Below are 26,554 nucleotides of genomic sequence, written 5' to 3' on the forward strand. Positions count from 1 at the left end.
GCTTACTCAAGCGCCGTCTTCTTTTCTCTTTGCTTGCGCGGTCGCAAAAACAGGCGATACGGCTTTCGTTCTAATGCATGGATCGCCGGGGAGATGACATGAAAACGAAGACGATCGCCATCGCAGCAATGCTGATACTGCCAGTGCTACAAAGCTGCTCCATCCTGCGCGGACCACCGGAGCTGCCGGACACTCAAAAGCCGGCGCGCAGCGTGGCGATACGCCTGCACGCCGGCCCCAATCTCAACGCCGGTGCGAACAAGCAGCCGTTCGCGCTGGCCGTGCGCATCTACAAACTGCGCCAGCCAACCGCCTTTCAGCGTATGCCTTTCGACGCCTTCCTCAGCATGCACAGCGAGCGCGAACTGTTGGGTAACGATCTGTTGGAAGTGAAAGAAGTGATGCTGATCCCGAACCAGCGCTACGAGATGTTGGAAAAAGTCACACGCGAGGCGTACTACATCGGCGTGGTGGCGTTGTTCCGCGCACCGTCGACGGACCGCTGGCGGATAACAGTACCAGCTGCCGATGCTGAAAAATCCGGCATCACCATCGGCCTGCATGCCTGCGCCATCAGCACTGGCGACTCTCTGGTGCCGGTGCACTGCGATTGAATCAGGAGACCATATGAGCATTCCATCCAAAGTGCTTTGGGGCGAAGGACTGTTCCTGCGCCCACAGCATTTCCAGCAGCAGGACCAGTATCACGAAGCGCGCCTGCACCAAACCACGCAAGCACTGCATCCCTACCTTTGGGGCGTACGCGATATCGCCTGGGACTGGGACGCGCTCAAGGCCGGCAAGCTGCGGCTGGAAGCACTGTCGCTGATCTTCCGCGATGGCGAGATCGTCGACGCTCCATCCAGCGCACCGCTGCCGCCGGCGGTAGACCTGTCTCGCATCCCGGCCAGCGTGCTGGAGGTGACGTGGTACGCCGCCCTGCCCTCACTGGCGCCCAACGGCGGCAACACGGCTTCGCCAGGTGAGCAACACAACGCGGCACGCTACCAGCAGACCAGCCGCGAGATGGCGGACCTGTACACGCAAGCCGTCAACGCCGACGTCAGCTTCCTGCGCAGCGCGGCACGATTGCTGTCCGACCTGGAACCACTAGGCGCCTTCGAGTGCGTACCAGTGATGCGGCTGCGGCGCACCGTCACCGGCGGCTTCGAGCCGGATGCGTTATTCATCGCCCCTGCCCTGTCGATTACCGCCACACCCGCGCTCAAGGCCATGCTGGACCGCTTGCTGGACGCGCTGCAGGCCAAGCTGCAATCGCTGCAAGGCCATATGCGTGAACCCAGCCGCAACGTGATCGAATTCCGTTCGGGCGACGTCTCGTCATTCTGGCTGCTGCACACGGTGAGCACATCGGCCGCCGCGCTGATGCACTACGTGCGCAATCCGGCGCTGCATCCGGAGCGGCTGTTCGAATCGCTGCTGGCACTGGCTGGTGCGCTGATGACCTATTCCAAGCAGTACTCGCTGATCGACCTCCCCGGCTACCAGCACGAAGACCCGGCGCCCTGCTTCACGGCGCTGGACCACATCATCCGCGACCTGCTCGATACCGTCATCTCCACCAAATACTTCGCCATCGCGCTGACCGAGGAAAAGCCCAGCTATCACCTGGGCAAACTCGATTCCGGAAAAATTGACCAGCGCACCACGCTGTACCTGGCCGTCAGCGCGGCACTGCCTGCGCTGGAGCTGGTGGAAGTGGTGCCGCTGCGCGTCAAGGTCGGTGCGCCGGACGATGTGGAGAAATGCGTGCTGTCCGCGATGCCGGGCGTGAAGCTGACGCACGCGCCGCAGGTACCAGCCGCGATCCCGGTTCAACCAGACACCTACTATTTCGCATTGGAGGGCAAAGGCATGCTATACGAACAAATGCTTAAAGCGCAGTCGATCTCGATCTACGTGCCGGCCGGCATACGCGATCTGCGCCTCAACCTTATCGCGGTGTCAGCATGACTCAACAAGTCGAACGCCGCGCGATTCCAACGCTGATGGGCGGTCAGCGCAAACAGATCCAGCCAGGCTACGGCCATGTGCAAACACTACTCGACCTGCTGCAGGAAGGCTTCTACCTGCTGTTCATGCTGAAGAATGGCAGCGTGCCGCCGGGCGAAGCTGCCTTCCTCGACACCATCACCGCCTACCTGGCCGAATTCGACCGCGAAGCACGCAAGCTGCGCGCGCAGGGCGAGGACATCGACGCCGCCAAATATGCCTACTGCGCGGCGCTCGACGAAATCATCCTGTCGTCACAGTTCCCGATGCGCTTCGCCTGGGAGCGCAGGCCGCTGCAGTTGGTGATCTTTGGCGATCAACTGGCGGGCGAACACTTCTTCGACCGGCTGGAAGCGCTGCGCAGCATTGGTGGCGCGCGTCTGCCGGCGCTGCAGGTATTCCATATGTGCCTGCTGATCGGCTTTCGCGGCAAATACGCGCTGGATGCCAGCGACAAACTGGCCTATCTGACCGCCCGACTGGGACAGGAGATCGCCCATATGCAGGGCAAGAGCAAAGGCTTCGCGCCGCAGGCGGAACGGCCGGACCAGATCGTGCACAAGCTGCGCAGCCACACGCCGCTGTGGGCGGTGTCCGCCGTGTTTGGCGTGATCGCGCTCAGCGCCTATCTCGGTCTGGAGTCATCGCTGACGCACTCCACGGCCGACACCTTGGCCGCGTATTCCGATCTGGTGAAGCTGGCGCCGCGCCCGGCCTACGTCACCATCACGCTGCCGTAACCGTTACTGCGCAACCCGGAACTCGATGCGGCGGTTGCGGGCGCGCCCCTCCGCCGTGGTGTTCTCGGCCACCGGACGATCAGGCCCCTGGCCGGACACCATCACCATTTCCTGACTAATGCCCTTCCCGGTCAGATAAGTGCGCACCGCCTCGGCGCGCGCCTGGCTGAGCGCCAGATTACTATCGCGCAGACCGATGTTGTCGGTATGGCCGATCACCTCTACCTTCTTGCCGTTGACCTTATGCAGCGCCGCCGCCATTTCATCCAGGATGGCTTGGCCGGAAGGCGTCAGCGTCGCCTTGCCGCTATCGAATTCGATGATGCGCTTGGCCAGCGCGGCATCCAGCAGATTCTGCTCCGCCGCGCTGACACGCAGGCCGTTATTCACCGTGTAGCTGGGATTGAGGCTGGTGGCGATATCGCTGGCGATCTGCTGCCGCTGCGCCTCGTTCGCCACTTCGCCGCGCACGGTGACGTTGGTGCCGTCGATCTTCAGTTCCCCCTTGCTGATCATCTTGAGGTTGGGCGTAATCAGCTTCTGCACATAGCCGTTCCAGTTGGGCGGCAGCGATACCTGGGCGATGGTGACCTGATCGACCACACGTTCGACGCCATACAGCAGGCGCACCTGCGCCAACAGCGCGGCCTTGCTGGCTTCATCTGGCACAGCGCCGGTGACCACGATCTGGCCCGGTGTCTGCGCTGCGGCGTGTGCGGCCAGCAGCAATGCAATCATCATGAGTAACCTGGACATGCGGGCCTCCTGTCAGACAAAGGTTTCGTGGAAAAGCGCCTGGACGGAGCGCAGCGACATCTGCCTCTGCTCCAGGTAGGCGGAGAGCTTTTGCACCTGGACGTCACCGTCGATCAGTTCATCGACCCAGCCGGCGTAATCAAAGCTGATCTGCTGCTCGGCCGCGCTGTGCGGATCGATGATGGCCGCCAGGGTTTCCGGCGCGGCGCCACCAAAGCCGATCACCAGCGCGGCGCGCTCGCTCACATCAGCCAAGAACAGGCTCAGTTCAAAGTCGGATTGCTGCAAAAATGGCGCGATCAGGTTCAGCCAGAATGCGGCCACCAGATACCGCTGTCGCCCGCTAGGGGGTATGGGTAGCACCAGGCTTTTGTCCAGGCGATCGGCGCCGCTACGGCGCACCGGCTGCAGCAGCAGGCCAATGGCGAGGATAGTGCGCCGCACCGAGGCGCTGGACAGCATGGCTTCCAGCGCGCCGATCGTATGGCGATCGAGGAAGTCGGTGTAGGCTTGCGCATGCCGGGGATCGGCCGGGTCGATGTCCACGCGGGTGGCGGACAAAGTGTGCAAGGGGATTTCCGGATCGGGCGAATCCAGTACATCGGCGGTCAGCAGATTCAGTTCTTCCCACAGCGCAGACAGGATCAGAGGACTAAGCGGCATGAAGGCGGTGGGCGCGTCGACTTCGATCGCGCTCATGCTGAGGAAGGGGTAACGGCGCTGCGAAAGGTCGCTGCTGGCGGCCAGATGGCCGGCGATCGCGCGCCGGCTGCGGGTACCGACGAAGGCGAAATGCAGCGGGCGCATGGCGTCGTAATTGAGCTTCCAGCGCGGATCGGCGCTGAGGACATTCATCACTTCCGCCAGCCAGTCGTCCAGCAGGCTGGCGAGGGCCAGATTGTCGGCGGCCTTGACGAAGTCACTGCGTGCCGGCAGCTTGCCGAAGTAGCCGACGCGCGCCACCTGCGGCCCGCGCTTCATCGTGCCGCTCCCGCCTGCGTGTCCGCCAAGGCCGCTGCGGCGCCCGTCGTCGTGGCCGGTGCCGACTGCGCTATCTGCGACGCCACCGCACCAACCGTGGTCGCGCCAGCTCCCGGCATCGCGCCCACGATGGTTTCCGGCAGCCGCATGCCGCGAAAGCCCTGATCCTGCGGCGCCGCCGCGTTGGCGCTGGTATCCGGACTGCTGATGATCTTCAGGCCCATCGCCACCGTGATCGCGCCACTGCTCCAGCGCAGTTCAAACACGCCGCCATCGCGCTTTTGCTTGGCTGCGGCGTCAATCATGCGCTTCAGGCCAAACTGGCCCGGCTCATTAAACACATCCACACTGCGACCATCAAACGCCACCACCGTGATGCGCGCTCCGGGCGTGCCCTGTGTCCCCGGATGCACCATGTTCGCCCACTGCGCCGGCGTGTTCCGATAGCGCAGTTGCTGGCCGTCGATCTCCACCGTGTATTCCAGCGTGCCCGGCGCCGGCATGGGCTGGATCTGAAACACCGTCTGCGCCGCCGCCGGCGAGGCCACGCCGCCCGCCGCGATTGGCGCTATCCATCCCGGAAAACGCGCCACCGTCTGCGGCGAGAGGCTGATACCCATGTCGGCCCACGTTCTCGGCGCCAGCACATCGCCACGCCGTAGCACCAGTGGCCCCAGCGTGGTGGTGGCGAACTTCGCGATCAGGCCATCCGGCCCGAAGAACTGCGCGATCTCCGCACCAGCCGCCTCGATGCGTGCATTGGGCGAGAACGGATACTTGTTGGCCAGCGTCTGCTGGAACGGCTCGTACACCTGCGCCAGCCAGGTCTTGTTAATCTCCGATTCGGCCGGCGTCACCAGCACCGCAAAGGTTTGCATCAAAGGACGTACCAGCAGCGGACGTATGGCCTGCTTCTGCGCGTCTGTCATCCCGGTCAGCATCTGCTCGTCGACGTAACGCAAGGCATCCGCCAGTTCCGAACCGCTGCCTTCCAATGTCTGCTGCATGAACTGCCGCGCACCGGGACCGGGATCGCCCTGATTCTTCAACTGATTCAAACGGCTGCGCAGCTTGGACAGCGACTCCATATAAGCCCGCACCAACGACGCATCCTTGTCCTTGGCCGCCACCAGCTTGCCGATGCCGGCAAACTCGCGCCCCACTGGCCCCATCGGCTGATCCGAACGTCCCGGCTCCAGCCGCAGATTGACGTCGATCTGCGCCGGTGCCCGCCGCAGCAAGCTGTATTTGATCCAGTTGATGAAGCCCGACTGCGCCTCTTTCATCTCCCGGCTCATCACGCTCGGATTGTCCCACGAGGTTTGCTGATGAATCTCCACCAGCAGTTTGGACAACGGCGACGACTGCGGATCGCCCAAGCGGTTCATCGCCGCCACCGCCGCATCGAAGCCATTCAGATTGGCGATGCTGACGCCCTGCACAAACTTCTGCCACTCGCGCGCATAGTCGGCCTTGTACAAATCGTTCAGCCCTTTCTGGATTTGCTCCGGACTGCCCTCCAGCGTCAGATCATCGCGAGCGGCCGTTTTCAGCACCCAGTCGGCGCTTTGCAGCTCATGGTTGGCGGCCTCGCGGAAAGCAGCTTGCACAAACTTCTCCCACGCCTCGCGCGTGTAGGCGCCGGGCACCGCATGGCTACCAGTCACCAACGCCTGATCCTGCTCGCCCACCATGCGCGCCACCGTCATCGCCGCAAAGCGTGTGTTGGCGCGGGCGCGGATGTCGGCGTAGACGCGCTCACGCGCTGGCAGGCCGCGCACTACACGTCGCAGGTTGTCACGCGCCTGGTCCACCAGCGCCAGCTTCAGGTCAATGCGTGGCCAGGCCGGATCGGAGATCTGCGCCAGATAAAACGTCATCAATCGTTCGGCGCTATGGATCATCTGCTCGCGCGGCATGGCGCCGCGATTATTCTCCAGCCACGCGCGCCAGTGACGCGGCAGTTGGTCATTCAGGTGACTGGCCTCGGCGTGCGATTTATCGGCCAGCATCAGATAGCTTTTCAGCGCGTTATACGCATCGTCGACATTGGTGGGCGAGGCTTCCTGAAACTGGCGCCCGGCTTCGGCGGGCCGCGTGGCGCCGGGCGGCTGCAACTCGTCCGCATGCGCGTTCATCTCCGACAACAGCGTTTCGAGATTGGCGACCACCGGCATCAACATCACATTCTTCACGCCGGCGAAGTACTCCTCGCGTAGCTTGCGCTCCAGCTGCTCGCCCTGATAAAGCCCCATCCGCAGCGACCACGGGCGCGCATCGCGATATCTCTCCAACTGCTCGATGCGGTCCTGAATAATTTCCAGCGCCTCCAGGCGCGATTGCAGATCCAACCGTTTGGCCTGCAGCTTGATGACCTTGTCCAAGTCCGCCTGCACATTGCTCACCAGTTGACGATTACCCATGTACGACCAACTCCATCCACCCAGCGAAGCGCCCAGCAGCAGCACCGCCGCAAAGAAGGCCGCATACTTCAAGCGTATCTTGTTCTTGCTGGCGTACTGCGACACCAGATCCTTGTCCGCGAAGATCACCTTGCGGAAGAGATTCAGCAGGAAGAAGCCCGCGTGTCCCGCGCTGGCCTCCGGCGCCGCATTCGCCGTGGTCAACGCAAAGCGCTTGGCTACGCGTACCGATTGCTCGCTCAGCGGCAGCCCTTCCTGCAAAGCGCTGGTGAAGTAAAAGCCACGAAACACCGGCTTGAACTGAAATGGGTTTTCCTCGAATAGCGTGACAAGGAAAGCGCGCAGCGGCACACGGATAGTCGCAAACTCCAAGGGAAAAGTGAACACGCCCGGCTCCATGCGCTCGCGCCGCTGCTGACCCATGTTGGCCAGGCTCATGGCCTTCAAACCGTCGCATAGCTCATCGAAAGCGTGATCGAAGAAAGTCATCACCTGCTGGCTGCTGGTGCTGCGCTGATACGGCATGGTCGCGCCCCATACCCGTTCACGCTCGGCGCGCTCGGCCTGTTCGAAGAATTCGCCAAAGCCCGCGATCAGATCGGCCTTGGTGAACACCACGTACACCGGCGCGAATACCTCCAGCCGCTCGATCAAATCCTGCACGCGCTTACGCAGACTGCGCGCCAGCGTGATGCCGCTTTCAGGATCGTCGCCACGCAACTCAGCGATGCTGACCGCGATAATCACGCCATTGATCGGCGCCCGGCGGCGATACTTCTTCAGCAGATCCAGAAAACCGAACCACTCGGCACGGTGCTCCTCCAGCACCGCATAGCGTCCTGCCGTATCGAGCAGGATGCCTTCGGTGGTGAAGAACCAGTCGCAGTTGCGCGTGCCGCCCACACCGTGCAGAACTTTGCCATCAGCGAAGGGAAACTGCAGGCCAGAGTTGGTGATGGCGGTGCTTTTCCCTGCCGCCGGATTGCCAATCACTACAAGCCAAGGCAATTCGTACAAGGCGTGCTTGCCGGAGACGATGCCCAGCTTGGAGCCTTTGATGGTGTCGAGCGCCTTCAACATGCTGTCGCGGATGGCCTTGACCTCGGCCGCGGTGGGATCTTCCGATGGCTTGCCGATCGCCTCACCCAACTGTTCCGCATCGCGCCGCGCACGCCAGCGGCGCCAGCCCCACACCGCGCCGGCCAGCGCCAGCATCACCACGGTGGCCGCCAGCGCCCAGATCAGCGCCAGTTCCAGCAGTTCCGCCCCCAGGTAGAACAAGGCCGCCATCGCGATCAGGCCCAGGATAGTGAGGTGGCGGCTATCGGTCAGAAAGATCCAGATTCTGCGCAACATAGAAGGTGTCCGGCGAACACTGCGGCGCCCAGGCGACAGGCGGACCCGATCAATGTTGCCACCAACAAAGCCTGCATTTCTTGCGCCAGAACAATGCCTCAGCGCTTGACGGTACCGGGCACGCGCAGTTCGGTGTGGCCGAAATCCATCATGGTCCAGCGTCCGCCCCAGGTCATGCCGGCGGCCTCGGCGGCGGCGCCGTAGAGCTGGTAGCCGCGCATGACCCAGGGATCTTTTTCCGAAATCACCAGCTTGCCGTCGCGCAGAAAGGCGCAGTCGGCCGCCAGGCCGAACTGGTGATAACTCTGGAACGCCCTGGCATTGGTGACGCTGGGACCAGCCGCCGCCAGCGCGTTCTGCCGCTCCGGGCTGCGGTAGCCCTCCAGGATGGCCATGTCATAACCATGACGCTCCTTCATGATGCGGAACACCAGCAGCAGCCGCTGCGCATAGGCCGGGTCCAGTAGCTGCCAGTTGCGGTTGGCGCTGTCCAGCATCGGACGCACTAGTGTGACCTCGGCGGTAGTGAACACCGGTGGCGGCAATGGCGGCGGCGCCGCCAACTGCTCTCCCTGCAGCACGCCGGCGATCTGCTGGTTGATGGCGCGCGTGTCGTCATCGTAGCCGGACAGCATGGTGCGCCCGCCGAGCATCAGCGCCAGCAACGGCGGCACCGTTAGCAGCACCGACGCTGCCAGCAACAGCAGATAGCGCTGGCGCACGAAGCGCAGCGCGCGCCGCAGTCCGCCGCTGGCCTCACGTCCCAATCCCGCCGCCTGCTCGACGCCCTGCCGGCAACCGCCGCGCGCGCGATGACCGGCGCGGCGCCCCATCGCCCCCAACGCGCCCAGCACCACGTCGCGACCGGCCGGGAACAGCAACAGCCAGGCACAAAAACACGTCAACACGAAGAACAACAGCATGGAAAAGAGAAACATGGTGCGCTCCATCAAAACGGGCCGACGCCAGTGACCGGACACTGCATCGTAGGCCGTTCGCCGCGCCGCGACCTCGGCCAGATCAAACGCAAAGGGGATAACGTGGATACGTCAAAGACCAAGCCCGATCTGATGAGCGGAGCGTCGCGCGCCGCCGACAGCAAGCGCATCCTAGCAAATCTGGAACATGGTCCACGGCCGGCGGCCAGCCCCAAGCGCTCGGCCGGCTGGACCATCGATGGCTGGACCATAGGATTGTGTGTGCTGCTGATATTGATGTGCAGCGTGGCATGGATGATGCACGACCGGAGGATCACGCCGGACACGTTCCGGCATGGCTACAGCAGCGACAGCACAACGGCCCGCAAGACGGCCACGCCGTCCATGCACGCCAACGATGCCGTGCCCGATGAGCAGGCTGCAGCCATCATTAATGTCACGCCGCCAGCCACAGGCGATGACGATGTTGAGGAGGCGCGGGTGCCCCACAGCGCACCGGACGCCATGTCGGCAGCACCATCAACGGTACCGGCCACGTCCGCCGCCGTGCCGCCACGCACCACGACGACAGCCCAGCACAAGCCGGCGCCACGCGCGCCATCCGCGCCCTCAGCGCAGGACCGCCCGGCCACACCAGCCAACGGCGACACCGACGTCACCCTGCTGACCGCCCTGGTAGCCCACGCCAACAAACCGGCCGCCGTCACGCCCGAACGCAGCCGCGACATCGTCGAACGGCAGGAAGGCGACAACACCGCGCAACTGCTGACGCGCTGCAAGCAGTTGGGCATGATAGAAGGCATGCTGTGCCGCTCGCGCATCTGCTCCGGCCGGTGGGAAAACGACACCGCCTGCCGCGCGCCGGCACACTGAACGACTTAACCGCGCTTAGGCGAATCCAGCCCTTTGATGACCGCCGGACGCGCCACGAAGGCATCCAGCACGCGCTGCACATTGCTGAACTTGTGGAACTCCACCAGCTCGCCAGCGCCATAGAAATTCACCAGATTGCGCACCCACGGCAGGATCGCGATATCGGCGATGGTGTACTGATCGCCCATGATCCACTGGCGGCCTTCCAGGCGCTGGTCCAGCACACTCAGCAGGCGCTTGGATTCATTGATGTAACGGTCGCGCGGACGCTTGTCCTCATACTCCTTGCCGGCGAACTTGTGGAAGAAGCCGACCTGGCCGAACATCGGGCCGATGCCGCCCATCTGGAACATCACCCACTGAATGGTTTCATAGCGGCCGGCGGCGTCCTGCGGGATCAGCTGGCCGGTCTTGTCCGCGATATACAGCAGAATGGCGCCGGACTCGAACAGCGGCAGCGGTTTGCCGTCCGGACCGTTCGGATCGATGATGGCCGGGATCTTGTTATTCGGATTCAGCGACAGGAACTCCGGCGACATCTGATCGTTCTTGTCGAAGCTGACCAGATGCGGCTCGTACGCCAGGCCGGTCTCCTCCAGCGCAATCGACACCTTCACGCCATTCGGCGTCGGCAGCGAGTACAGCTGAATACGCTCGGGATGCTGGGCCGGCCATTTGCCGGTGATAGGGAATGCGGACAAATCTGCCATGGGATACCTACTCTCAAGATAACGATCTGGCGATTATCCACGAAGCCGGAAAAATCTGCTGACGGCCACAATAACGCGGCAATGTGAGAGTATTTTGGCAATGGAATGTAGGTACAATCAACGGCGCCACCCCTCCCCCCGCCCAAGGACCACCATGACCCAACTGACCGTAACCGCCCATCGCGGCGACTGCAAAACGCTGCTCGCCTACAGCCTGCCCGAAAATCTCGCCGCCGGGCTGGCCGGCTTTACCATCATCTGCCAGCCCGAGGGCGTGGCCCCCTACTATCTGTACAACACGCTGCAGTTCGAGCATCCCGACCAGCATGCCCAGGTAGCGATAGAGCCAGCCTACTCCAGCGTCAACGCACCGCTGCACAAATTCCGCTGGCTGCACGTGCCCGGCTCCTTCCACGGCGCCCCGACGCCCGTCTTCGGCACCTACAAATACACCGTGGTGCCGCGCTATTTCGACCCGCAGGAACACCTGAAGCCGCTGGATACCACACTGGGCTCCAGTGTCGAAGTGTACGTCGGCCCATTTACCAAGGATGGCCTGCAGTTGGGCTTCACACGCGGCTACACCCAGTCGCAAGCCTTCGTCCACCATTTCGGCAGCAAAGCTCGCATCCAGCCAACCGGCCGCGACCTGCTGTACGACACCACACAACAGGCAGGCACCTCGCCGGAGGGCCAACCCTATACCTATGCCGAAGCCTACGACTGGCTGGGCTTTACGGCACGCGACCGCATCTTCGCCTTCCTCGATGAGGTGATCGCCGATCCCAAGCAATACCTGCAAGTGTTTGCCTACGACCTCAACGAACCCGACGTCTGCAAGCGCCTGCTGCAACTGGCTGGCGAAGGCCGCGTACGCATCATCCTCGACAACGCCGGCCTGCATCACTCGGTGGCCACGCCAAAGATGGAAGACCGTTTTGAACAGGCCTTCAACGCCGTCACCAAGGGTGCCGCGCAAATCAAACGCGGCCACTTCGGCAGCTTCGCGCACGACAAGGTATTCGTCTCCTTCACCGCCGAGAAAGCACTGAAAGTCCTCACCGGCTCCACCAACTTTTCCACCACCGGTCTGTACGTCAACTCCAACCACATCCTGGTGCTCGACGACAGCGACGTGGCGCAGACCTATGGCGACATGTTCGAAGCCGTATGGGCCACCGACGTCAAACTCGCCGCGTATGTAAAAACACCGTTCTCCACGCTGGAGTACGACGTCCCGACCACCGCATTGCCGCCCACCCGGATCAGCTTCGCGCCGCACGCGCCGGCGGTGGCGCAGCAGATCCTGCAAGACATCGTCACGCGGGTCGAGGAGGAAGGAACACGAACTGGCGGCAACGCCAGCGTATTGTTTGCGGTGATGGACATCGGCGTCGGCGCCAGCCCGGTCTACGACGCGCTGAAAACCCTGAACGCCAACCCGAAAGTGGTCAGCTTCGGCATATCCGACGATAGCCAGCACATCGCCCTGTACGAGCCGGGCCAACCAACCGGCTTGCTGGTCACCGGCAAGCCAGGACAGACGCTGCTGCCGCCACCGTTCGACCAAGTGCCCAATGTGGTCGGCATCGGGCATCAGATCCATCACAAGTTCGTGGTGTGCGGCTTCAACACGCCGGAAGCGGTGGTGTACTGCGGCTCCTCCAACCTGGTGAGCAGCGGCGAGGAAAAGAACGGCGACAACCTGCTGACCATCCGCGACACCGAAGTGGCCACCGTCTTCGCCATCGAAGCACTGGGCCTGGTCGACCACTTCCAGTTCATGGACCGGATGACGAAAAAGTCCGACGCCGCCAAGCCGCTGGACAAGCTCCCCGCCAACAAACAGAAAGCCGCAAAGCAGGTCGGCTGGTTCCTGTCCACCACCGACGTCTGGACCAAGCCCTATTTCAAAGAGGACGATTTCCGCGCCCGCGATCGCAAGCTGTTCTCTGGCGCTACTGATTGATTGATCATGCTGTCACGACGGGCGGTGATTTGTTCTAAGGTATTGATCCGCCCTTCGCCACGCCTGGCCTGCTCCAGGCTTCGCAACAACGCGGCCTCAAAAGCAGCAATCTCAGGATCAATGATTGGCTTGGTTCGCTTCATCACACCTCTCCTTCGGCAGGTTAGAAGCGGAAATCAACCAAATAGTTCCCCGACACCGCTTGAATAGGTGTTGCTGGGTCAGCCAGGTATTCCGTTTCCCTGGTGCTGTGATACGGGCTGTAAACCCGAACAACGGCCACCTCCCCAAAGTAGCCAAACATGGATGTATGCGAAGAGGAATACTGCAGAAAACCAGAAGCCACCACCGACTCGACGAGCGACTGTAAAGTTACCTGACCATCAAACTCCAAGCTCAAACTCAGCGGGCCAACCTGATCGTCAGCGGCGCAGCATGCCTCTCGCAGCACTTTGATCTTCATGGGTAAGCTCGGGCGCAGATCCATAGCTACTGGCTGAACTATATGCTTCCCCTCCTCTCCATTTGCCCACCACGCTTCAATCTCTGGGAAGCAAGCGATGGCATATTCGACGACTTCATCAGGTTCATAGTGAATGCGGAGCGTCCTGATGACTTCCAGCCACGGGCGCTTCAGATGAAACCAAGAATTCAAGCCGGCGCCACGCGTGCGCTGCAGGCGACCGCTCTGAGTTCGGGGCTTAACCGATCCACCTTCAACGGCATTGAAATTGAAAACGAAATAGGGTCGGTGGTACTTATCCCACTGAACGTCAAGCGTATAAATTAAGTCACCATCGACTTTGCGGAACTCAGTGAAAAACGGATCGCTCGATGGAATTCGTACGAAACCTCGCGACTCTGCGAAAGGATAAAAAAGTCGCTTGAAGGATGCACGCAGGGTGTTGGGCATAACAATGGCTACTGCGTCAGTTTAGCGCCACCCGCCAGGTAAGCTGGCGCCTGCAAAGCTTGCGCATACTGACTCTCGGATATAAACGGCCAATAAACAACGTCGCCAGCTACAGAGACGCGTCGCGAGTAGATACGGCCGGCGGCACCGAGCGTGAGCAAGTTCAGCAAAGTCAGCAGCGCCGATTGAGCGCGTGACAGCACTGGCCAAGAATATGGCAACCCAGATTTCAGGAAGAGAATGCAGCGCACAGCTTTATCGCGTTCCAAAGGCGAGAGTTCGTCAGGGCCAGTCAGGCGATACTCTCTCATATCGCAATACAGCATCCAGAAATATTCGTAAATTGCAGACACTGTGGGATCCGGAGACGATGGAACAGCATCGTCGAATTCGTAATTGGATATCCGGCCGACAACCAGCCAGCGAGCGCATTCCGCCAGTGTTGATCGAGCCCGCTGGAGCTGATGGCTAGTCATTTTTGCGTCATGCCTTGAACGCATTGCGCTTCGCTTTGCGTCTCGCCAGAAACACCCCAAGCATCAAGCCAAGCGACTGAATTAACGAGGCGCCAATGAAGATCACAACAGGAGAAAGCTCTGACTCTTCACTGGGCATTGAACGCATGAGGTTCACCAGAAAATAGAGCAAGCCGCTGGCCGGCACACAAACCGCATACTGCCACCAGGCCTGACGCGTAAAAGTACCGATGGCATAGCCACAAGCGATTGCAATCAGCCAGTAGATCAATTCGAATCCCCTCACGTCAACGTTTTCAAAACATTAACATGCCAGAGAACGGCAATTTGAGCAAGATCCTTGAGTACACCGGAAAAGAAAAATGCCTTGCACGCGAATGCAAGGCATTTTGAATTCTGGCTCCCCGACCTGGACTCGAACCAGGGACCTGCGGATTAACAGTCCGTCGCTCTACCGACTGAGCTATCAGGGAATTGAGGCCAGAATTATATCCAGCACATCCACTTCTGTCTAGTGCCGAGACGCCGAATCATCAGTACGCACAAATAGAAAAAATGCCATGAGGAAAAAGTGCTGTACGATGCAAACAATCCCTTCTCCCAAATTCCCCATGAACTCTTGCTTGAAGTTGCTTGGCGCAATGACCGGATTCGTGCTTTCCGCCTCCGTTAGCGCAGGCAGTGCGGAAAGTGCCATCGCTGGCCTGACGGAAATTTATACATTCCCTCTCTGCGCCGGTGACAGCGTTTTTGCAAGCCGCGCGGTGATTGCTGATGACGGCCATGCACTCGCACTGCAATGTCCCAACGGCCACGTGAGCGTTTGGGAAGAAGGCAAGCAAGAAGTGAAAGATGTGGGGCAAACAGCGCTTTTCCGCACCGCCGTCAGTCTTGGTTTTATCCCGGCCAACTTACACTGCGGCGCCCCCGCCCCTGACATGCCGCCTGACGAAGATTGCGATGTCATCGACCATACGGCCGACTGGTCTGCGTATGTCGTCAAATATCTGGGCGGCACCTATAGCGTGGTCAGCTTGGCCGAGAAATCGCCCCATCCATTAGAGGCCGTTTATTCCGGCGCCGTGTTACTCCCCCGCTCCGGCCCTGCTAGCAAGGTCGTGATGGGGACCAGAGGTGATGATAAAAAACTCGAAATCCGTCACTTGAAAGCATGGTCTGCAACGCCATTCATCTCGCTACCAATCCGACGCGCACTCCTGCAAGGTACGGAAACTTCGGTGAACCACATTTCCTACTCAAATGCGTTTGACCTCGTCATCGTTGGCTGCGGCGGAAACTTTATCTATTTTGAAGATGATGTGACAGCGGTTCGCGCCTACAGCCCAGACGGCACAGAGCGCTGGACCATACGTCAACATTTGAAAAAACCAGCCACCAGCGAAGGCCTGCACGCAGGCTTTACCAGCCTCAATATTCGCGTACAACCATTCCTCCAGGGACGCTATGCAACCGTAGCATCAGACGGAGAGCGCTCGACGTTTGACATCATCGATCTACAGACAGGAAAGATCCTGGGCTCTTCGGCCGGCTACCCAATCGCAGTCGCCGCAACGGCAGCCCGCATACTGGTGCGGGACAATTCCGGCCAACTGAAATTGATCGACGCCGGACCGTTTATCAAGGCAGCGACAAAAAGCAAAAAGCCCAACCTGTAAGGATTGGATTTTTCTTGATTCTGGCTCCCCGACCTGGACTCGAACCAGGGACCTGGGGATTAACAGAACGTCAGAAAAATCGTCACTACCATCACAAGGAAGCAGCATTTAATGTCACCCCAGTACAGTGCGCAAATCAATGCAAAAATCTATAACTCTGGTCCTGCCCTTTTTGAGGCTGTGCGTGCCGTAGTCATCGAACATGCCACGGCCGACAGCGTGATCAGTGTCCACAAGAACAATCAGCAAAAGTTGGTCCGTGAAGTCGAAAACGTACTGACTCAAGCAATTTCGAGGAACGTCAGCCACCACGAACTTTGGCAAGTCATGTGGCAGCGCATTGTCTATGCCGGAACGCTTTCGCGGAAGGCCAACGCTGAAATCAAAAGCATGCAGGCCTTGATCCCGTTATTCCGCGACCTAGAAAATTACCAGCCAGGACGCTATGTATTCGATGAAGGCGAGTGGAATACCTTCTCCGACTACTGGAAGCAGCGACTACCAAAGGATAAGCAGGCAAGCTGGATTCAGCTGTCCAAGGCAGATCGTAACTGGAATCCGGCCGCCCATTTTGCCAATGCAAAAACAACGCCGGAAGTCTGGAAAGTCCTCACGAAAGATAATGCCAGCTATCCGGGCCTGAGATTTTCCGCCTTACGCCATAAGATTAAGCGCTATTACAACGTCGCCGCACAGCTGCACGGCGATAGTCAGCGCGGAGGCAATCCACTGGACCACTTTATGGATGGCTACCAATTCAGCCAGGAACACAAAATTGGCCAGGCATGGATTCAAGAACGGCACGCACTGGGCTTGGTGCAAGCACGCTTCGAAGCTTTACTGGGCAATATGACTGCCCTGCACACGATGATGGATCTGGGCCTGAAAACCATCAAACCTGATCGCGTCATGACCTATCTATTTTCGCAGTTAGGCTGGTTGCAAACCTTGCCACCAAGCCTAACCAAGGAAGAAGTGTTGGCTGTTTATACCAAGCTCAACGTGGTCGAGGAAATGACTAATCGTGCCGACGTATTTGCCGCTAGCCTTGAAAAGAAGGGGTATGCGCAGGCTCATCGCCTGCTCGATATCTGGCTGGTCAAATATGGGCAAGAACCGGAACCCGACTTCGGGATTACCGTGAATCTGCAAAGCCGTGGCAAGGGTATTCGCGGGCTGATGGAATCGCTCACCGTTAATCATACGGCAGATCAGATCGACGCACAGGAGGCTGCTCAGCGATGGCCGATGGCCGATTTTTCAAGAATCGACGTAAAAGCACTGAACGAGGCCATGCCAAAGAATAGAGCAGCGAGGCGTTCTCCCCGGATCATGACGCGAGAGCAAGCCGAAAAAGTCTTTTACGAACATTGGAAGAAGGCGTATGCCGAGCTGCCCCATATTTATCCGAGCCGGGAACAAGGTATCGCGAATGCTCCCAAGGAAGCCATCCTACGCCTGATCAAACGCGGCGTAGATCCTGATGAGGCGTTCCGGCAAGTACTCGACCTCGAGCGCGACGACTGATCCCGGCTACCTCGCCCGCCGCCCACTATGCCCAAATAAACTGCCCCAGGCAGCCGGAAGCCAGCCCAGCGAGAGCGGTCATAGTGTCGCCCTCCCCGGACCAGCCATACGGCCAGCGGACTCCAGCCCCCCAGTCCCGATATGGCTCCAAAACGAAAAAAGGGGCTACACACCGAAGCATGTAACCCCCTGATTCTGTACTACTAAAATTCTGGCTCCCCGACCTGGACTCGAACCAGGGACCTGCGGATTAACAGAAAGAAGCTCCGGCCAGCTGATGGGCACCAAGTAGAAGAAACGCAACGAGTTTTCTAGCCCATGCCGATCTGCTTCAGTTGAAGATTCCTTACTGTTACGCCTCCTTGCTAAATTGGCTAAAATTTTACCTAGAATATTGCAATTAGTTATCTTTAAGATGCATATAGTCATCATTGTGGATGATATGATATTCAGATAGATGAACTGCGGTCTTGAATGCTTAGAGGATGAAAAAGCCTCTCCCTACCAGCGCCAAAGACACGTTTAGCCAGAACATCGGCTTGGTGCCTCACGTGAAAAATCTATCCCAAGAAAAGCTTGCCGAGATGGCCAATCTGCACCGGATGTATGTGGGTCAGATCGAGCGTGGTGACGTGACGCCAACCTTAGAGGCGGCAGAGCGAGTAGCGCAATCACTAGATTTGGAGCTATGGGAAGTATTACAGCCGGGATTTAGTCTGGATGCCGTGATCAAGCAGGAACGCTAATTTCAATACAAGCGTTTTCGAGCCCGCATAGCAAATCCACAACTCATAAATATCTTTGCAATGCCTAAGACCGAACAAGTTCTCAGTATATTTCTGGCAAGCCCTAGTGATGTTGGGGGTGAGCGCGACCTCGTTGACGTATTCGTGAGTGAATGGAATAACCTATGGAGTGAAGACATCGGTGTTCATCTCCGGTTAGTCAGATGGGAAACGCATACTTATCCTGCCGTCGGCGCGGACGGGCAAGATGTAATCAATACACAGATCGGAGAGGAATATGACGTATTTCTCGGGATAATGTGGAAGCGATTTGGTACCCCTACGGGTAGAGCTGCATCAGGGACCGTTGAGGAGTTCGAACGTGCATTGGCACGATATCGGATAAGTGGGGTCCCACAGCTGATGTTCTACTTCAAAAAAGTGGATTCGAACGCCGACGTCGAAGCCTCACAGTTGGAAGCAATTCAACAATTTCGCAGCAAACTGGCGAAAGATGGCCTCCTGTACTGCGAGTTTTCACATCCCGAACAATTCGGTCAACTAGTCAGGGTACACTTGACACGCCATATTCAAGGGTGGGCGAAGCGCCACCGTGAGCTCGTCGTAACACCTCAGAATACGAAAGATGAGTTGAAAGACCGGTATAACAGCTATTTACATAGCATCAAAACTCAAAGTATCGCCCTCCCAGCGATCATTAAGCAATTTGCAAAAATTCATCTCACATATATTACCGCCAACAGCCGCAGGGCAGCGCAAGCGCGCGCGATGACCAATGAAACCCCAGATATTGTCTGGAAGTTATCCTTAATCGAAATGACGAATGAGATGGTCGAATATGCAGATGCTGCCGAAAATTTCGAAGCTACCTTCATCTCTGCATTCTCCATTTTCATCGAAGGTGTTTTAGGAGCTGGAGCGATCTCCATTGCATTTCCCGACATCAAAACTAAATCATTGAATCAGACGCTCACGGATCTTCGTAGAAAACTGCATCCAGTTTATAGATCAACAGGGGAGTATATTGACCAGCTTGCTAAAGTAACGCCGAAGCTAAGCGGGGTCATGTTGACGACCAATGAACGCATTCTCGCAGCACAGAGAAAATTCCGGGAACATGTAAGATTCGGCGAACGTCTACTACTTGAATCGGAAAAATTATTCAACAGCAAGCGATGAGGTTGGGAATTTTAATTCGACCACTATGAATCAAACCGTAACGCCAGACGCACTAGCAAGACTATCTCTATCAGTTCACCCGCTTGTATTTGAAACTGGGCATGCCGATTATCCATACTCGACGCTTGGCACAGTATTTCTAGTTGGCTACGAAGGAAAAATATACGCTATTACAACTAGGCATGGTCTTAATCCAGATAATCCAAGCCCTATATGTATTTATCCTTCTAACACCTCCCTCAAATTATTGCCTTTAGATAATGTCTTTTATGTTTCCACAGCGGACTCTCAGGAGCATTTTGTAGATTTAGCCATCATTGAAATAGCTGCATCTGCTGCGCAAGATATCGATTTGTCTCAAACAACAATTATCAACATTGAGCGTGCCGTGATTCCCGATTGGGAATTTGAGGTGAGCGATATGGATTTCTTCGTCATTGGCTATCCAAGTGAGCGCTCCGATATAGATTATGAGTCTGAAGAGATTAACACAGAGGTCGCCATACTATTTGGCACCTATGCTGGGGATTCAGACCATGCGCATCTTTACCGTTTGCAAATCAAAAACGCGGAAGACTTTAAAGATTTTAACGGATTCAGTGGTAGCCCTGTGTTCATGTGGTATCGGACCGAAGGAAACCTCCCAATCCCGATATTGTGCGGCATGGCACTACAAGGGACTGTGAACAGTAAGTTGATTCACTTTTTACCTATAGAAATCATAATCCACGCCCTGAAGATCAAGAGACAAAAGCACGAATAGGCAACGGATGCTTTACCATAGTTGAACCAGAAACGTAGATGAACTATGTGATCCCGCGAAGAATATAAAGTCAATTTGTCATAATAGCTAATTCCATCATGGCCGAGAATATAAAACACTTTGAAGACATCAACGAATTTTGGAACACCTACCTTGCCATCGGAGCTGGCCACAACGGACCTCCGTTACTATTCCGTGGTGTGTCCAACGTCGCTCACGAACTCATACCAGCACTAGGCAGGCCAAAAGAGCACATGATTGACCAGAGCATCGATATGATAGAAATGAAGATGATGAGCGAGTTCAAACGCCTGTCAATGCCTGTGCTGGATATAAAGCCTGAGACAGATTGGGAGTGGCTCTTTTTGGCTCAGCACTATGGACTCCCTACGAGGTTACTAGATTGGTCAACGAACCCTTTAGTAGCATTGTACTTTGCTGTTGAACATCATGACGACAAGGACGGAGTTGTGAACTATCTGTCGCATCTGATTGCTGACGACTACGCCGAGTTTGACCCTTACACTGCTGACATCCGTAAGGGCACAAAAGGAATTTTGCAGATAATCGCCCTACAGCCATCACAAGGCGTGGTCGTTTTCGTGCGGCCGCAATACAAAGATGTTCGTTACCTCAATCAACGGTCGATCTTCTCATGCCCAGCAAATCCAGTAGAACCGCTTGCGATTGAAGGGATGGAAAAACTGGTCATCAGAGGTGAATGGAAGCATGAGCTTCGCAAACGTCTAAGAGCCCTTGGTGTGTCGGCATCCTTCATCTATCCAGGTATCTCAGGCGTTGCCCAGGAAGTGAAGACTTTTGAACATCATCGGTACGCTCAAGGACGAGCTAAAACTATCACAGCAATGTTAGAACTCCCACCGCTCAATCAGCTTTGATGCACTAGATCAAGCCGCCCTATTAAGCGAGACGGCAATCAAGCTCGTTGATGGTAAAGGGATTGCACTGCTAAGCGATACCGATTGGCTTGATACTAGAGCCAAAAAGTTGACAGCTTTTCTTTGGTCGTCCTAAGCCCACCTGCGCGCCTCCCTGACGCGCAAGCGCAGCCCAAGGGGTGCAAGCACGAGAGCGTTCGCTGCGGCCCACTATGCGCAAATAAACGCGCCCTAAAACGCAAAAACCCAACCGGGTTATGGCTGGGTTCTTGGCATGCTACTGTATTCTGGCTCCCCGACCTGGACTCGAACCAGGGACCTGCGGATTAACAGTCCGTCGCTCTACCGACTGAGCTATCAGGGAATTGAGGGCCGCATTATATACGGCCCCGGTTCAGCTGCCTAGCTGAACGACGATTTATTAGAAACCGCCGCGGAACTGCACGCCAAACTGACGTGGCTCATTGACGAAGCCGGTCAGGTTGTTGAAGTCGATCGCGCCGATCGCTTGCTGCTTGTCCAGGATGTTACGCACGAAACCGGCCACTTCGTATTTGCCGCCGTCCCAGTTGTAACCCAGGCGCAGGCCGCCTTCGGTCAGCGGCTTGCCAGTGAATTCCTTGGCTTCATACAGGAAGTAGTTGATCTTGCTGCGGTACGACCAGTCGGTCAGCACGAACAGGTTACCGTTCTGCAGTGGCCAGTTGTAGCGCGCGGTGGCGTTGAAGATCCACTTGGCGGCTTGTGGCAGCGGGTTGCCGTTGATCGACACCAGACCGTTTGAGCCGATCGGATCGGTGATGGTGCACTGCGCGCACTTGGCCACGTACAGATTCGGATCTTCGATCTTGGTGAAGTTGTACGAACCGCTGAAGCTCATCTTGAAGTCCGGCGTCACGAAGCCTTCGATCTCGCCTTCCAGGCCGCGACCGATGGTCTTGGCAGCGTTGATCAGCTTGGTCACGTTGGAGTTACCACCAACCACGGTCAGCTGCTGGTTCTTCACATCGTAGTCATACACGCTCAGCGACGCGCGGGCGCGGCGGTTGAACAGGTCGGCTTTGATGCCGGCTTCGTACGAGGTGATGGTTTCAGCATCGGCCACGGTGATCGGTACCTGCGACGAGGCGGCGGCGATCGATGGCGCGCGGAAGCCGGTGGCGACGCGGGCGTAGGCGCTGATGTCCTTGTTCAGCTTGTAGGTGCCGCTCAGATCCCAGTTCGCTTTGTTCTTGCTCTCTTCGACCGAGGTGGCGCCCACTTGGGTCACGTTCCAGGCGGTGACGGTGCGGAAGTCTTTCTGGTCGTGGGTGTAGCGCAGGCCGCCACGTACCGAGAAGTCGCTCGACACGTCATAGGTCACCGAACCGAACACGGCGTACGCGGTGTTGTTCTGATGGCTGACCAGATGCGACGCCAGCGCATGGCTGGTGGTGTCGAAGGTGTCGCTGAAGGCTTGGCCGTTTTCCTTGAAGTAGTAGACGCCGGTCTGCCAGTTCAGCGGGCCCGCGTTTTTCGATTCAACACGGAATTCCTGGCTGTACTGTTTCAGGTAGTCGATGCCGCCGGCGGTCTCCACCTGGAATGGAACGATGCCAGGGCCGCTTGGCGTGCCGCCGTCGATGTCGCCATGGCTCAGGTAGTTGTCCACGCCTTCGTAGCCGGTGATCGAGAACAGTTTGACCGAACCCAGATCCCAGCTCAGACGGGCGTTGGCGCCGTTGGTTTTCAGGTTCTGGAAGTTCAGGCCGTTGGTGCTGATCTTGTTGAAGTCGTAGTCGTCAACCAGGTTATTGCTGCCTTTCTGGATGACGTTGGCGCGGAACAGACGAGCGCTGCCGTCGGTGGTGCGCGAGTGCACGTTGAACAGCGCGTTGAAGGTGGTGCTTGGCTTGTACAGGAACTGCACGCGCTCGGCGTGTTCGTTGTAGCCTTCCAGCGCATCGTTCTGGCCGGTGTAGGTGTTGTCGACGAAGTTGTCGCGGTGCTGACGCAGGGTCGACACGCGCATCGCCCATTCGCTCGACAGCGGAATGTTGGCGGCGCCTTCCACGCTGGAGGTCATGTGGGTGGCGACGGAAGCGCTGTAATAGCCTTCGATCTTGTCCAGGTTCGGCTTGGCCGATTCAAACTTGACCACGCCGGCCGGGGTGTTGCGGCCGAACAGGGTGCCTTGCGGGCCGCGCAGCACTTCCACGCCTTCCACGTCGAACACCGGGAAGCCTTTCAGGATGCCGTTTTCTTGCACTACGTCGTCATACACCAGCGATACCGGCTGCGAGGCGAAGCTCGAGAAGTCGGTGTTGCCGTAGCCGCGGATGTAGAAGCGCGGGAAGGTACGGCCATTCGACGATTCCACGTTCAGCGAAGGCACTTTGCCTGCCAGGAAACGGATGTCCTGGCCGCCGGACAGCAGCGTGTCCAGTTTTTCATCTTTCAGCATGGTCACGGAGACCGGTACGTCCTTGATGTTCTCGGCGCGACGCTGCGCGGTCACGGTGACGGTTTCCAGCTGTGGCTGGGTGGTGGCTGCATCGGTCTGCGCAAAAGCGGAGCCGATCGGCAGAATGGCGCCCAGCGCGAGTACGCGCTTGTGCATCTTCGACAGTTTGATCATTCAAGTTCCCGATTTAATGTAGTGCAAAGAGTTAAAAACAGCGTCTCCTGTTCTCTCTTTTAGGTCACTACCCGGCCATCTGCTGTGATCGTGGTAGCGCGTGGCAGCCCTGAATCCGCCCGCGGAGCTATCAATATTGCACTGACTTTTTTGAAAGGCGATATTTTCGAATATTGATACCGTGTATTGCAAGGCGAATATAACTGAAATCCAATTAACGGTTAGAAATTCGGCTAAGCATATGCAATAACTGAATATTCAGTGGGTTAGGCGTGGCAAGCCACCCACACCATGGTGGATTTGCCAACAGTGGAATGGTCGGGGTGGAAAAAATGAGACAGTGGCAACTGTAGGAAAATGACCACAAAAGCAGCACGGCCAGCGCGAGGCTGGCCGTGTGAGGAGGATGCGGGCGGACTTACATGCCCAGCGATTTCAGCAATTCGTCGGCATCGTCATCGACGGCCGAGGCGGCTGGGGACGCGTTGTGGACGGCGTCGCGCTCCTGTTCCAGCAGCGCATCCGGATCGGTGATTTCACTGGAATCGAAATCGCTGACGCGGATAAATTCGGTGCGGTCGATCGCCAGTTCCAGATAGAACACATTGCCCTTCTCGGTGTAGAAGCTGACGCGGCGCATTTCCGGCCGGTCCAGCGGAGTATCGACGCTGAGTACGATCTGCTTGTTCAGCACCAGCATCTTCGGCTGATTCTGGGTGATGTTGGTTTGCAGTTCGCGCCGGATCTTGCCGGTGAAGTCACCAACGATCTGATTCATCAGTTCGCCAAGGATATTCGACACTTCGTCGGAGGTGTGGGAGCCGGCCAGTTCGGACTTCGGCATGCCCATGTGCAGCATGTAGCGCTCGTAGATTTCCATCGCCGTGTCGGCGGCGAAGTTCAGCACCACCAGGCCGGTAAAGCCGCCGTCAAACAAGACGAAGCAACCGATGTCGGGCTTCAGGCCGATCTTGGTGATGCGCTGCACCATGCCGGAATAATTCACCTTGCTTTGTGTTGCCACGTTCAACACCCGAGCGACCGAGTTACACAGACTGACCAGCAGGTCTTCGGTGCCGTAGACAACTGCTTCGTTTTCACCGCTCATAATCTCTACCTCTTACTATTTTTAAGATGACTGCATCGTTTCCAGAGTGCGGATCGCCGCCCCGGAAACAGGTTTCCAGAATACCGACGTGCAAGATTCCCGTCCACTTGTATCGTGCATTCTTATGAATTTAGCGTGCCAAAATGCAAAAACCTCAGTTTACCGCGACCTGAGTAGCCCCATATTTATGGCCTTGGAATCACCACCGCGCCGGCCCGCATTCCCATCGGTCGCAGCAGCTTTTCCACCGTATCCAGCGTGGGGCTGGAGACACCGCGTTCAATGTCCTGCAAAGTGCGCGGCGATACGCCGCAGATTTGTGCGTACTCGGGAATGGTAAAACGCAGCGTCTTGCGGATCTCGCGTATGACTCGTGGAATGGGCAAATCCGGCGCCGCATGCAGCCGCGCCATCAGCGCAGCGCGCAGCTGGTTTTGCTCTATCGGCGTCAAAGTGGCATACCGCTTGTCCATCAGAGCGCCTTCAATTGGCTCAGGTTATTTTCAACAGTTCGGCGCTTGGGTTCGATCAGTTCGCCGATGCCCAGCGCATATGCCTCATCCATCAAGGAGCTCAGCGGCTCGATCATTTCCTTTACTGCCGCGCGTAGTGCCGCCGCATCGATACCGCCGAGTTGTGCCGCCTGATCAATCACACCGCTCCAGTGCGGCGCTCCCCCATCGTCGCGGATCCAGCGCATACGGCGGGCCATACCGTCGGGATGGAGGAACATGGGCGCGAAATCAAACACTGGCGTCAGGCCGATATAGCCATCGTCACGGCGCTGGATAGCAGTATTGCGGGCATGATTATCCGTATTACCCAAGACCACATTCGCAATGTCACGCTTAACGTATTCAATGGTTTCCTGCGGCATGTCGGTGGCGAAGCTCGCCAACCTGCTCAGGAAGTCGTTATGGCTGGGTACCTCGCCGAATTTACTGAGCTGACACACCGAGGCAACGCTTTCCTGGGCATAGCGCTGCACACGGCCGTCAACTACCTTGCGGTCGAAACGCGGGATAAACAGGGCACGACCACGCAACACCAGATCATCATGCACCCGTAGTCCCAGCTGACGCGCCAGCTGCATATACGCGCCCTCGCAGCGCAGGATGTTGGCTAGCGCATGATCAGTGCCGCGGCCAAATTTCACAATGTAGTGTTGTTCAGCTTGCTCATCCGGGAGAGCATGATCGAGATAGAAGAGACCATCACGCGCGCGCGTCAGCAACACCTTGGGCCACTCGCCCTGAATGCCGGACGAGCCGGCAAGGAACAGCCCATGTTGTGCGAGATATTCATTGAAATCTTCAGCGCGCTGCGAAATCTCTTCCATTGTGAAGCCCCGTCCCGGACCATTGGTGCGCATCATCGCCCAGTCGTAAGCTTCTTTGACCCGGACATTTCCGATCGGGTTGCCCGAGCCAGCGCACAGCAATGCCCAGTCTGCAGCGGGGCCGGCGTTCTCATCCCGCCCCAGTTGATGCAACAACTCCTTGCGCCCATGGCCCTGTGGAAGCAAATCAATCAGAAATGGCGGCCAGGTCGCGGAGCTTGCCACCACCAGATCAATTTTATGATTGACCGACAGCGCGGCGGCATCCTGGCGCTGCAAGTGCGCCAAGGTGTAGTCTGCACCATAGCTCAAGAATGTTGGCGCGCCGATGCCCGACGCTTCATCGCCAACCAACGCCAGGCCAGCGGCATCGCGCCAAATTCCATCTATAAAAACCTGCAATGTACATTCTTTGACCATATACACAGCTTAGTATCACATAAAGCGAAAGTCCAAGACTCATATGCGATAGTTTGATGTGCATTTAAGCAGTCTATCATCGCCAATAAAACGTCAGCTATGACAAAATACCGCTTTTAATCACATCAACAT

General features: G+C 57.8%; 23 protein-coding genes and 2 tRNA genes. 11 read left to right on the top strand and 14 right to left on the bottom strand.

The genetic code is table 11. The features are described from left to right. The first annotated feature begins 98 nt into the window (after window positions 1–98). The 3 genes from tssJ to icmH are packed head-to-tail and all read left to right on the top strand — an operon-like array spanning window position 99 to window position 2,753. Entirely contained in the window at window positions 99–614 is a 516-nt protein-coding gene (gene tssJ, locus GJ699_RS03765) for a type VI secretion system lipoprotein TssJ (protein ID WP_154373284.1), read from the top strand. 13 nt (window positions 615–627) lie between these two features. After that, on the top strand, window positions 628–1,974 hold the full coding sequence (gene tssK / locus GJ699_RS03770) for a type VI secretion system baseplate subunit TssK (protein WP_154373286.1): 1,347 nt from the start codon (window positions 628–630) through the stop codon (window positions 1,972–1,974). After that, complete coding sequence (icmH, locus tag GJ699_RS03775; RefSeq protein ID WP_154373288.1) at window positions 1,971–2,753, top strand: type IVB secretion system protein IcmH/DotU; 783 nt, start codon at window positions 1,971–1,973, stop codon at window positions 2,751–2,753. The genes tssK and icmH overlap by 4 nt, the downstream gene beginning before the upstream one ends. Window positions 2,754–2,756: 3 nt before the next feature. On the opposite strand, the gene GJ699_RS03780 is transcribed toward icmH, so the two are convergent. The 4 genes from GJ699_RS03780 to GJ699_RS03795 form a co-directional block, all read right to left on the bottom strand. Then, window positions 2,757–3,509: an OmpA family protein gene (locus tag GJ699_RS03780; RefSeq protein ID WP_154373290.1), complete on the bottom strand. Its 753-nt coding sequence runs from the start codon at window positions 3,507–3,509 to the stop codon at window positions 2,757–2,759. Between the two features lie 12 nt (window positions 3,510–3,521). Then, window positions 3,522–4,490, bottom strand: coding sequence for a type VI secretion system-associated protein TagF (tagF, locus tag GJ699_RS03785; protein WP_154373292.1), 969 nt, complete (start codon window positions 4,488–4,490; stop codon window positions 3,522–3,524). Next, complete coding sequence (tssM, locus tag GJ699_RS03790) at window positions 4,487–8,269, bottom strand: type VI secretion system membrane subunit TssM (protein ID WP_195763453.1); 3,783 nt, start codon at window positions 8,267–8,269, stop codon at window positions 4,487–4,489. Before tssM ends, tagF begins: the two co-directional genes overlap by 4 nt. 98 nt (window positions 8,270–8,367) lie before the next feature. Then, window positions 8,368–9,207 carry a M15 family metallopeptidase gene (locus GJ699_RS03795; protein ID WP_154373294.1) on the bottom strand — a complete coding sequence of 280 codons (840 nt, stop codon included), beginning with the start codon at window positions 9,205–9,207 and terminating at the stop codon, window positions 8,368–8,370. Window positions 9,208–9,309: 102 nt separating this feature from the next. Here GJ699_RS03795 and GJ699_RS03800 point away from each other — a divergent pair, with 102 nt between their 5' ends. Continuing rightward, window positions 9,310–10,080, top strand: coding sequence for a dihydrolipoyllysine-residue succinyltransferase component of 2-oxoglutarate dehydrogenase complex (locus GJ699_RS03800; protein ID WP_371867451.1), 771 nt, complete (start codon window positions 9,310–9,312; stop codon window positions 10,078–10,080). A gap of 5 nt (window positions 10,081–10,085) precedes the next feature. Here GJ699_RS03800 and GJ699_RS03805 read toward each other — a convergent pair whose 3' ends face one another. Next, the gene (locus tag GJ699_RS03805) at window positions 10,086–10,790 is read right to left on the bottom strand and encodes a glutathione S-transferase N-terminal domain-containing protein (protein ID WP_154373296.1); all 705 of its coding nucleotides are present in this window, start codon (window positions 10,788–10,790) and stop codon (window positions 10,086–10,088) included. Window positions 10,791–10,944: 154 nt separating this feature from the next. On the opposite strand from GJ699_RS03805, the gene GJ699_RS03810 reads away from it, so the two are divergent. Continuing rightward, window positions 10,945–12,759: a phospholipase D-like domain-containing protein gene (locus tag GJ699_RS03810; protein WP_154373298.1), complete on the top strand. Its 1,815-nt coding sequence runs from the start codon at window positions 10,945–10,947 to the stop codon at window positions 12,757–12,759. A 163-nt stretch (window positions 12,760–12,922) separates the two neighbouring features. Here GJ699_RS03810 and GJ699_RS03815 read toward each other — a convergent pair whose 3' ends face one another. From GJ699_RS03815 to GJ699_RS03830, 4 genes are all read right to left on the bottom strand, one after another. Beyond that, on the bottom strand, window positions 12,923–13,672 hold the full coding sequence (locus GJ699_RS03815; RefSeq protein ID WP_154373300.1) for a hypothetical protein: 750 nt from the start codon (window positions 13,670–13,672) through the stop codon (window positions 12,923–12,925). Window positions 13,673–13,680: 8 nt separating this feature from the next. Then, window positions 13,681–14,148 (bottom strand): hypothetical protein, encoded by a 468-nt coding sequence (locus GJ699_RS03820; RefSeq protein ID WP_154373302.1) that lies wholly within the window; start codon window positions 14,146–14,148, stop codon window positions 13,681–13,683. Window positions 14,149–14,155: 7 nt separating this feature from the next. Continuing rightward, window positions 14,156–14,419, bottom strand: a complete 264-nt coding sequence (locus tag GJ699_RS03825; RefSeq protein WP_154373304.1) for a hypothetical protein — start codon at window positions 14,417–14,419, stop codon at window positions 14,156–14,158. A gap of 126 nt (window positions 14,420–14,545) precedes the next feature. Then, window positions 14,546–14,621, bottom strand: a tRNA-Asn gene (locus GJ699_RS03830). A gap of 108 nt (window positions 14,622–14,729) precedes the next feature. On the opposite strand from GJ699_RS03830, the gene GJ699_RS03835 reads away from it, so the two are divergent. From GJ699_RS03835 to GJ699_RS03860, 6 genes are all read left to right on the top strand, one after another. After that, window positions 14,730–15,824 carry a hypothetical protein gene (locus tag GJ699_RS03835; protein ID WP_154373306.1) on the top strand — a complete coding sequence of 365 codons (1,095 nt, stop codon included), beginning with the start codon at window positions 14,730–14,732 and terminating at the stop codon, window positions 15,822–15,824. A gap of 111 nt (window positions 15,825–15,935) precedes the next feature. Next, window positions 15,936–17,351, top strand: a complete 1,416-nt coding sequence (locus GJ699_RS03840) for a hypothetical protein (RefSeq protein ID WP_154373308.1) — start codon at window positions 15,936–15,938, stop codon at window positions 17,349–17,351. Between the two features lie 485 nt (window positions 17,352–17,836). After that, window positions 17,837–18,097: a helix-turn-helix transcriptional regulator gene (locus GJ699_RS03845; protein WP_154373310.1), complete on the top strand. Its 261-nt coding sequence runs from the start codon at window positions 17,837–17,839 to the stop codon at window positions 18,095–18,097. Window positions 18,098–18,157: 60 nt separating this feature from the next. Beyond that, window positions 18,158–19,276: a DUF4062 domain-containing protein gene (locus GJ699_RS03850; protein WP_154373312.1), complete on the top strand. Its 1,119-nt coding sequence runs from the start codon at window positions 18,158–18,160 to the stop codon at window positions 19,274–19,276. A 25-nt stretch (window positions 19,277–19,301) separates the two neighbouring features. Further along, window positions 19,302–20,039, top strand: coding sequence for a hypothetical protein (locus GJ699_RS03855; protein ID WP_154373314.1), 738 nt, complete (start codon window positions 19,302–19,304; stop codon window positions 20,037–20,039). A 98-nt stretch (window positions 20,040–20,137) separates the two neighbouring features. Beyond that, entirely contained in the window at window positions 20,138–20,938 is an 801-nt protein-coding gene (locus tag GJ699_RS03860) for an FRG domain-containing protein (RefSeq protein WP_154373316.1), read from the top strand. A gap of 288 nt (window positions 20,939–21,226) precedes the next feature. Here GJ699_RS03860 and GJ699_RS03865 read toward each other — a convergent pair. The 5 genes from GJ699_RS03865 to GJ699_RS03885 all read right to left on the bottom strand — a co-directional run bounded on the left by GJ699_RS03865 (window position 21,227) and on the right by GJ699_RS03885 (window position 26,422). Beyond that, window positions 21,227–21,302 (bottom strand) — tRNA-Asn (locus tag GJ699_RS03865). 57 nt (window positions 21,303–21,359) lie between these two features. Further along, window positions 21,360–23,555 carry a TonB-dependent receptor gene (locus GJ699_RS03870; RefSeq protein WP_154373318.1) on the bottom strand — a complete coding sequence of 732 codons (2,196 nt, stop codon included), beginning with the start codon at window positions 23,553–23,555 and terminating at the stop codon, window positions 21,360–21,362. Window positions 23,556–23,973: 418 nt separating this feature from the next. Then, entirely contained in the window at window positions 23,974–24,663 is a 690-nt protein-coding gene (locus GJ699_RS03875; protein WP_154373320.1) for a DUF3334 family protein, read from the bottom strand. Window positions 24,664–24,848: 185 nt separating this feature from the next. After that, the gene (locus GJ699_RS03880) at window positions 24,849–25,136 is read right to left on the bottom strand and encodes a helix-turn-helix domain-containing protein (RefSeq protein WP_154373322.1); all 288 of its coding nucleotides are present in this window, start codon (window positions 25,134–25,136) and stop codon (window positions 24,849–24,851) included. Then, window positions 25,136–26,422 carry a type II toxin-antitoxin system HipA family toxin gene (locus GJ699_RS03885; protein WP_154374084.1) on the bottom strand — a complete coding sequence of 429 codons (1,287 nt, stop codon included), beginning with the start codon at window positions 26,420–26,422 and terminating at the stop codon, window positions 25,136–25,138. The genes GJ699_RS03880 and GJ699_RS03885 overlap by 1 nt, the downstream gene beginning before the upstream one ends. Window positions 26,423–26,554: the final 132 nt, after the last annotated feature.

This window comes from Duganella guangzhouensis, assembly GCF_009674535.1.
GTDB lineage: Bacteria > Pseudomonadota > Gammaproteobacteria > Burkholderiales > Burkholderiaceae_D > Rugamonas > Rugamonas guangzhouensis.

What these genes read in the sequence shown, in the direction of transcription:
- GJ699_RS03795 (WP_154373294.1), bottom strand. Translation starts at nt 9,207, where the DNA reads ATGTTTCTCTTTTCCATGCTGTTGTTCTTCGTGTTGACGTGTTTTTGT.
- GJ699_RS03850 (WP_154373312.1), top strand. Translation starts at nt 18,158, where the DNA reads ATGCCTAAGACCGAACAAGTTCTCAGTATATTTCTGGCAAGCCCTAGT.
- tssM (WP_195763453.1), bottom strand. Translation starts at nt 8,269, where the DNA reads ATGTTGCGCAGAATCTGGATCTTTCTGACCGATAGCCGCCACCTCACT.
- icmH (WP_154373288.1), top strand. Translation starts at nt 1,971, where the DNA reads ATGACTCAACAAGTCGAACGCCGCGCGATTCCAACGCTGATGGGCGGT.
- GJ699_RS03855 (WP_154373314.1), top strand. Translation starts at nt 19,302, where the DNA reads ATGAATCAAACCGTAACGCCAGACGCACTAGCAAGACTATCTCTATCA.
- tssK (WP_154373286.1), top strand. Translation starts at nt 628, where the DNA reads ATGAGCATTCCATCCAAAGTGCTTTGGGGCGAAGGACTGTTCCTGCGC.
- GJ699_RS03810 (WP_154373298.1), top strand. Translation starts at nt 10,945, where the DNA reads ATGACCCAACTGACCGTAACCGCCCATCGCGGCGACTGCAAAACGCTG.
- GJ699_RS03875 (WP_154373320.1), bottom strand. Translation starts at nt 24,663, where the DNA reads ATGAGCGGTGAAAACGAAGCAGTTGTCTACGGCACCGAAGACCTGCTG.
- GJ699_RS03840 (WP_154373308.1), top strand. Translation starts at nt 15,936, where the DNA reads ATGTCACCCCAGTACAGTGCGCAAATCAATGCAAAAATCTATAACTCT.
- GJ699_RS03820 (WP_154373302.1), bottom strand. Translation starts at nt 14,148, where the DNA reads ATGACTAGCCATCAGCTCCAGCGGGCTCGATCAACACTGGCGGAATGC.
- GJ699_RS03870 (WP_154373318.1), bottom strand. Translation starts at nt 23,555, where the DNA reads ATGATCAAACTGTCGAAGATGCACAAGCGCGTACTCGCGCTGGGCGCC.
- GJ699_RS03860 (WP_154373316.1), top strand. Translation starts at nt 20,138, where the DNA reads ATGGCCGAGAATATAAAACACTTTGAAGACATCAACGAATTTTGGAAC.
- GJ699_RS03805 (WP_154373296.1), bottom strand. Translation starts at nt 10,790, where the DNA reads ATGGCAGATTTGTCCGCATTCCCTATCACCGGCAAATGGCCGGCCCAG.
- GJ699_RS03815 (WP_154373300.1), bottom strand. Translation starts at nt 13,672, where the DNA reads ATGCCCAACACCCTGCGTGCATCCTTCAAGCGACTTTTTTATCCTTTC.
- GJ699_RS03845 (WP_154373310.1), top strand. Translation starts at nt 17,837, where the DNA reads ATGAAAAAGCCTCTCCCTACCAGCGCCAAAGACACGTTTAGCCAGAAC.
- GJ699_RS03885 (WP_154374084.1), bottom strand. Translation starts at nt 26,422, where the DNA reads ATGGTCAAAGAATGTACATTGCAGGTTTTTATAGATGGAATTTGGCGC.
- GJ699_RS03880 (WP_154373322.1), bottom strand. Translation starts at nt 25,136, where the DNA reads ATGGACAAGCGGTATGCCACTTTGACGCCGATAGAGCAAAACCAGCTG.
- tssJ (WP_154373284.1), top strand. Translation starts at nt 99, where the DNA reads ATGAAAACGAAGACGATCGCCATCGCAGCAATGCTGATACTGCCAGTG.
- GJ699_RS03835 (WP_154373306.1), top strand. Translation starts at nt 14,730, where the DNA reads ATGCAAACAATCCCTTCTCCCAAATTCCCCATGAACTCTTGCTTGAAG.
- GJ699_RS03780 (WP_154373290.1), bottom strand. Translation starts at nt 3,509, where the DNA reads ATGTCCAGGTTACTCATGATGATTGCATTGCTGCTGGCCGCACACGCC.
- tagF (WP_154373292.1), bottom strand. Translation starts at nt 4,490, where the DNA reads ATGAAGCGCGGGCCGCAGGTGGCGCGCGTCGGCTACTTCGGCAAGCTG.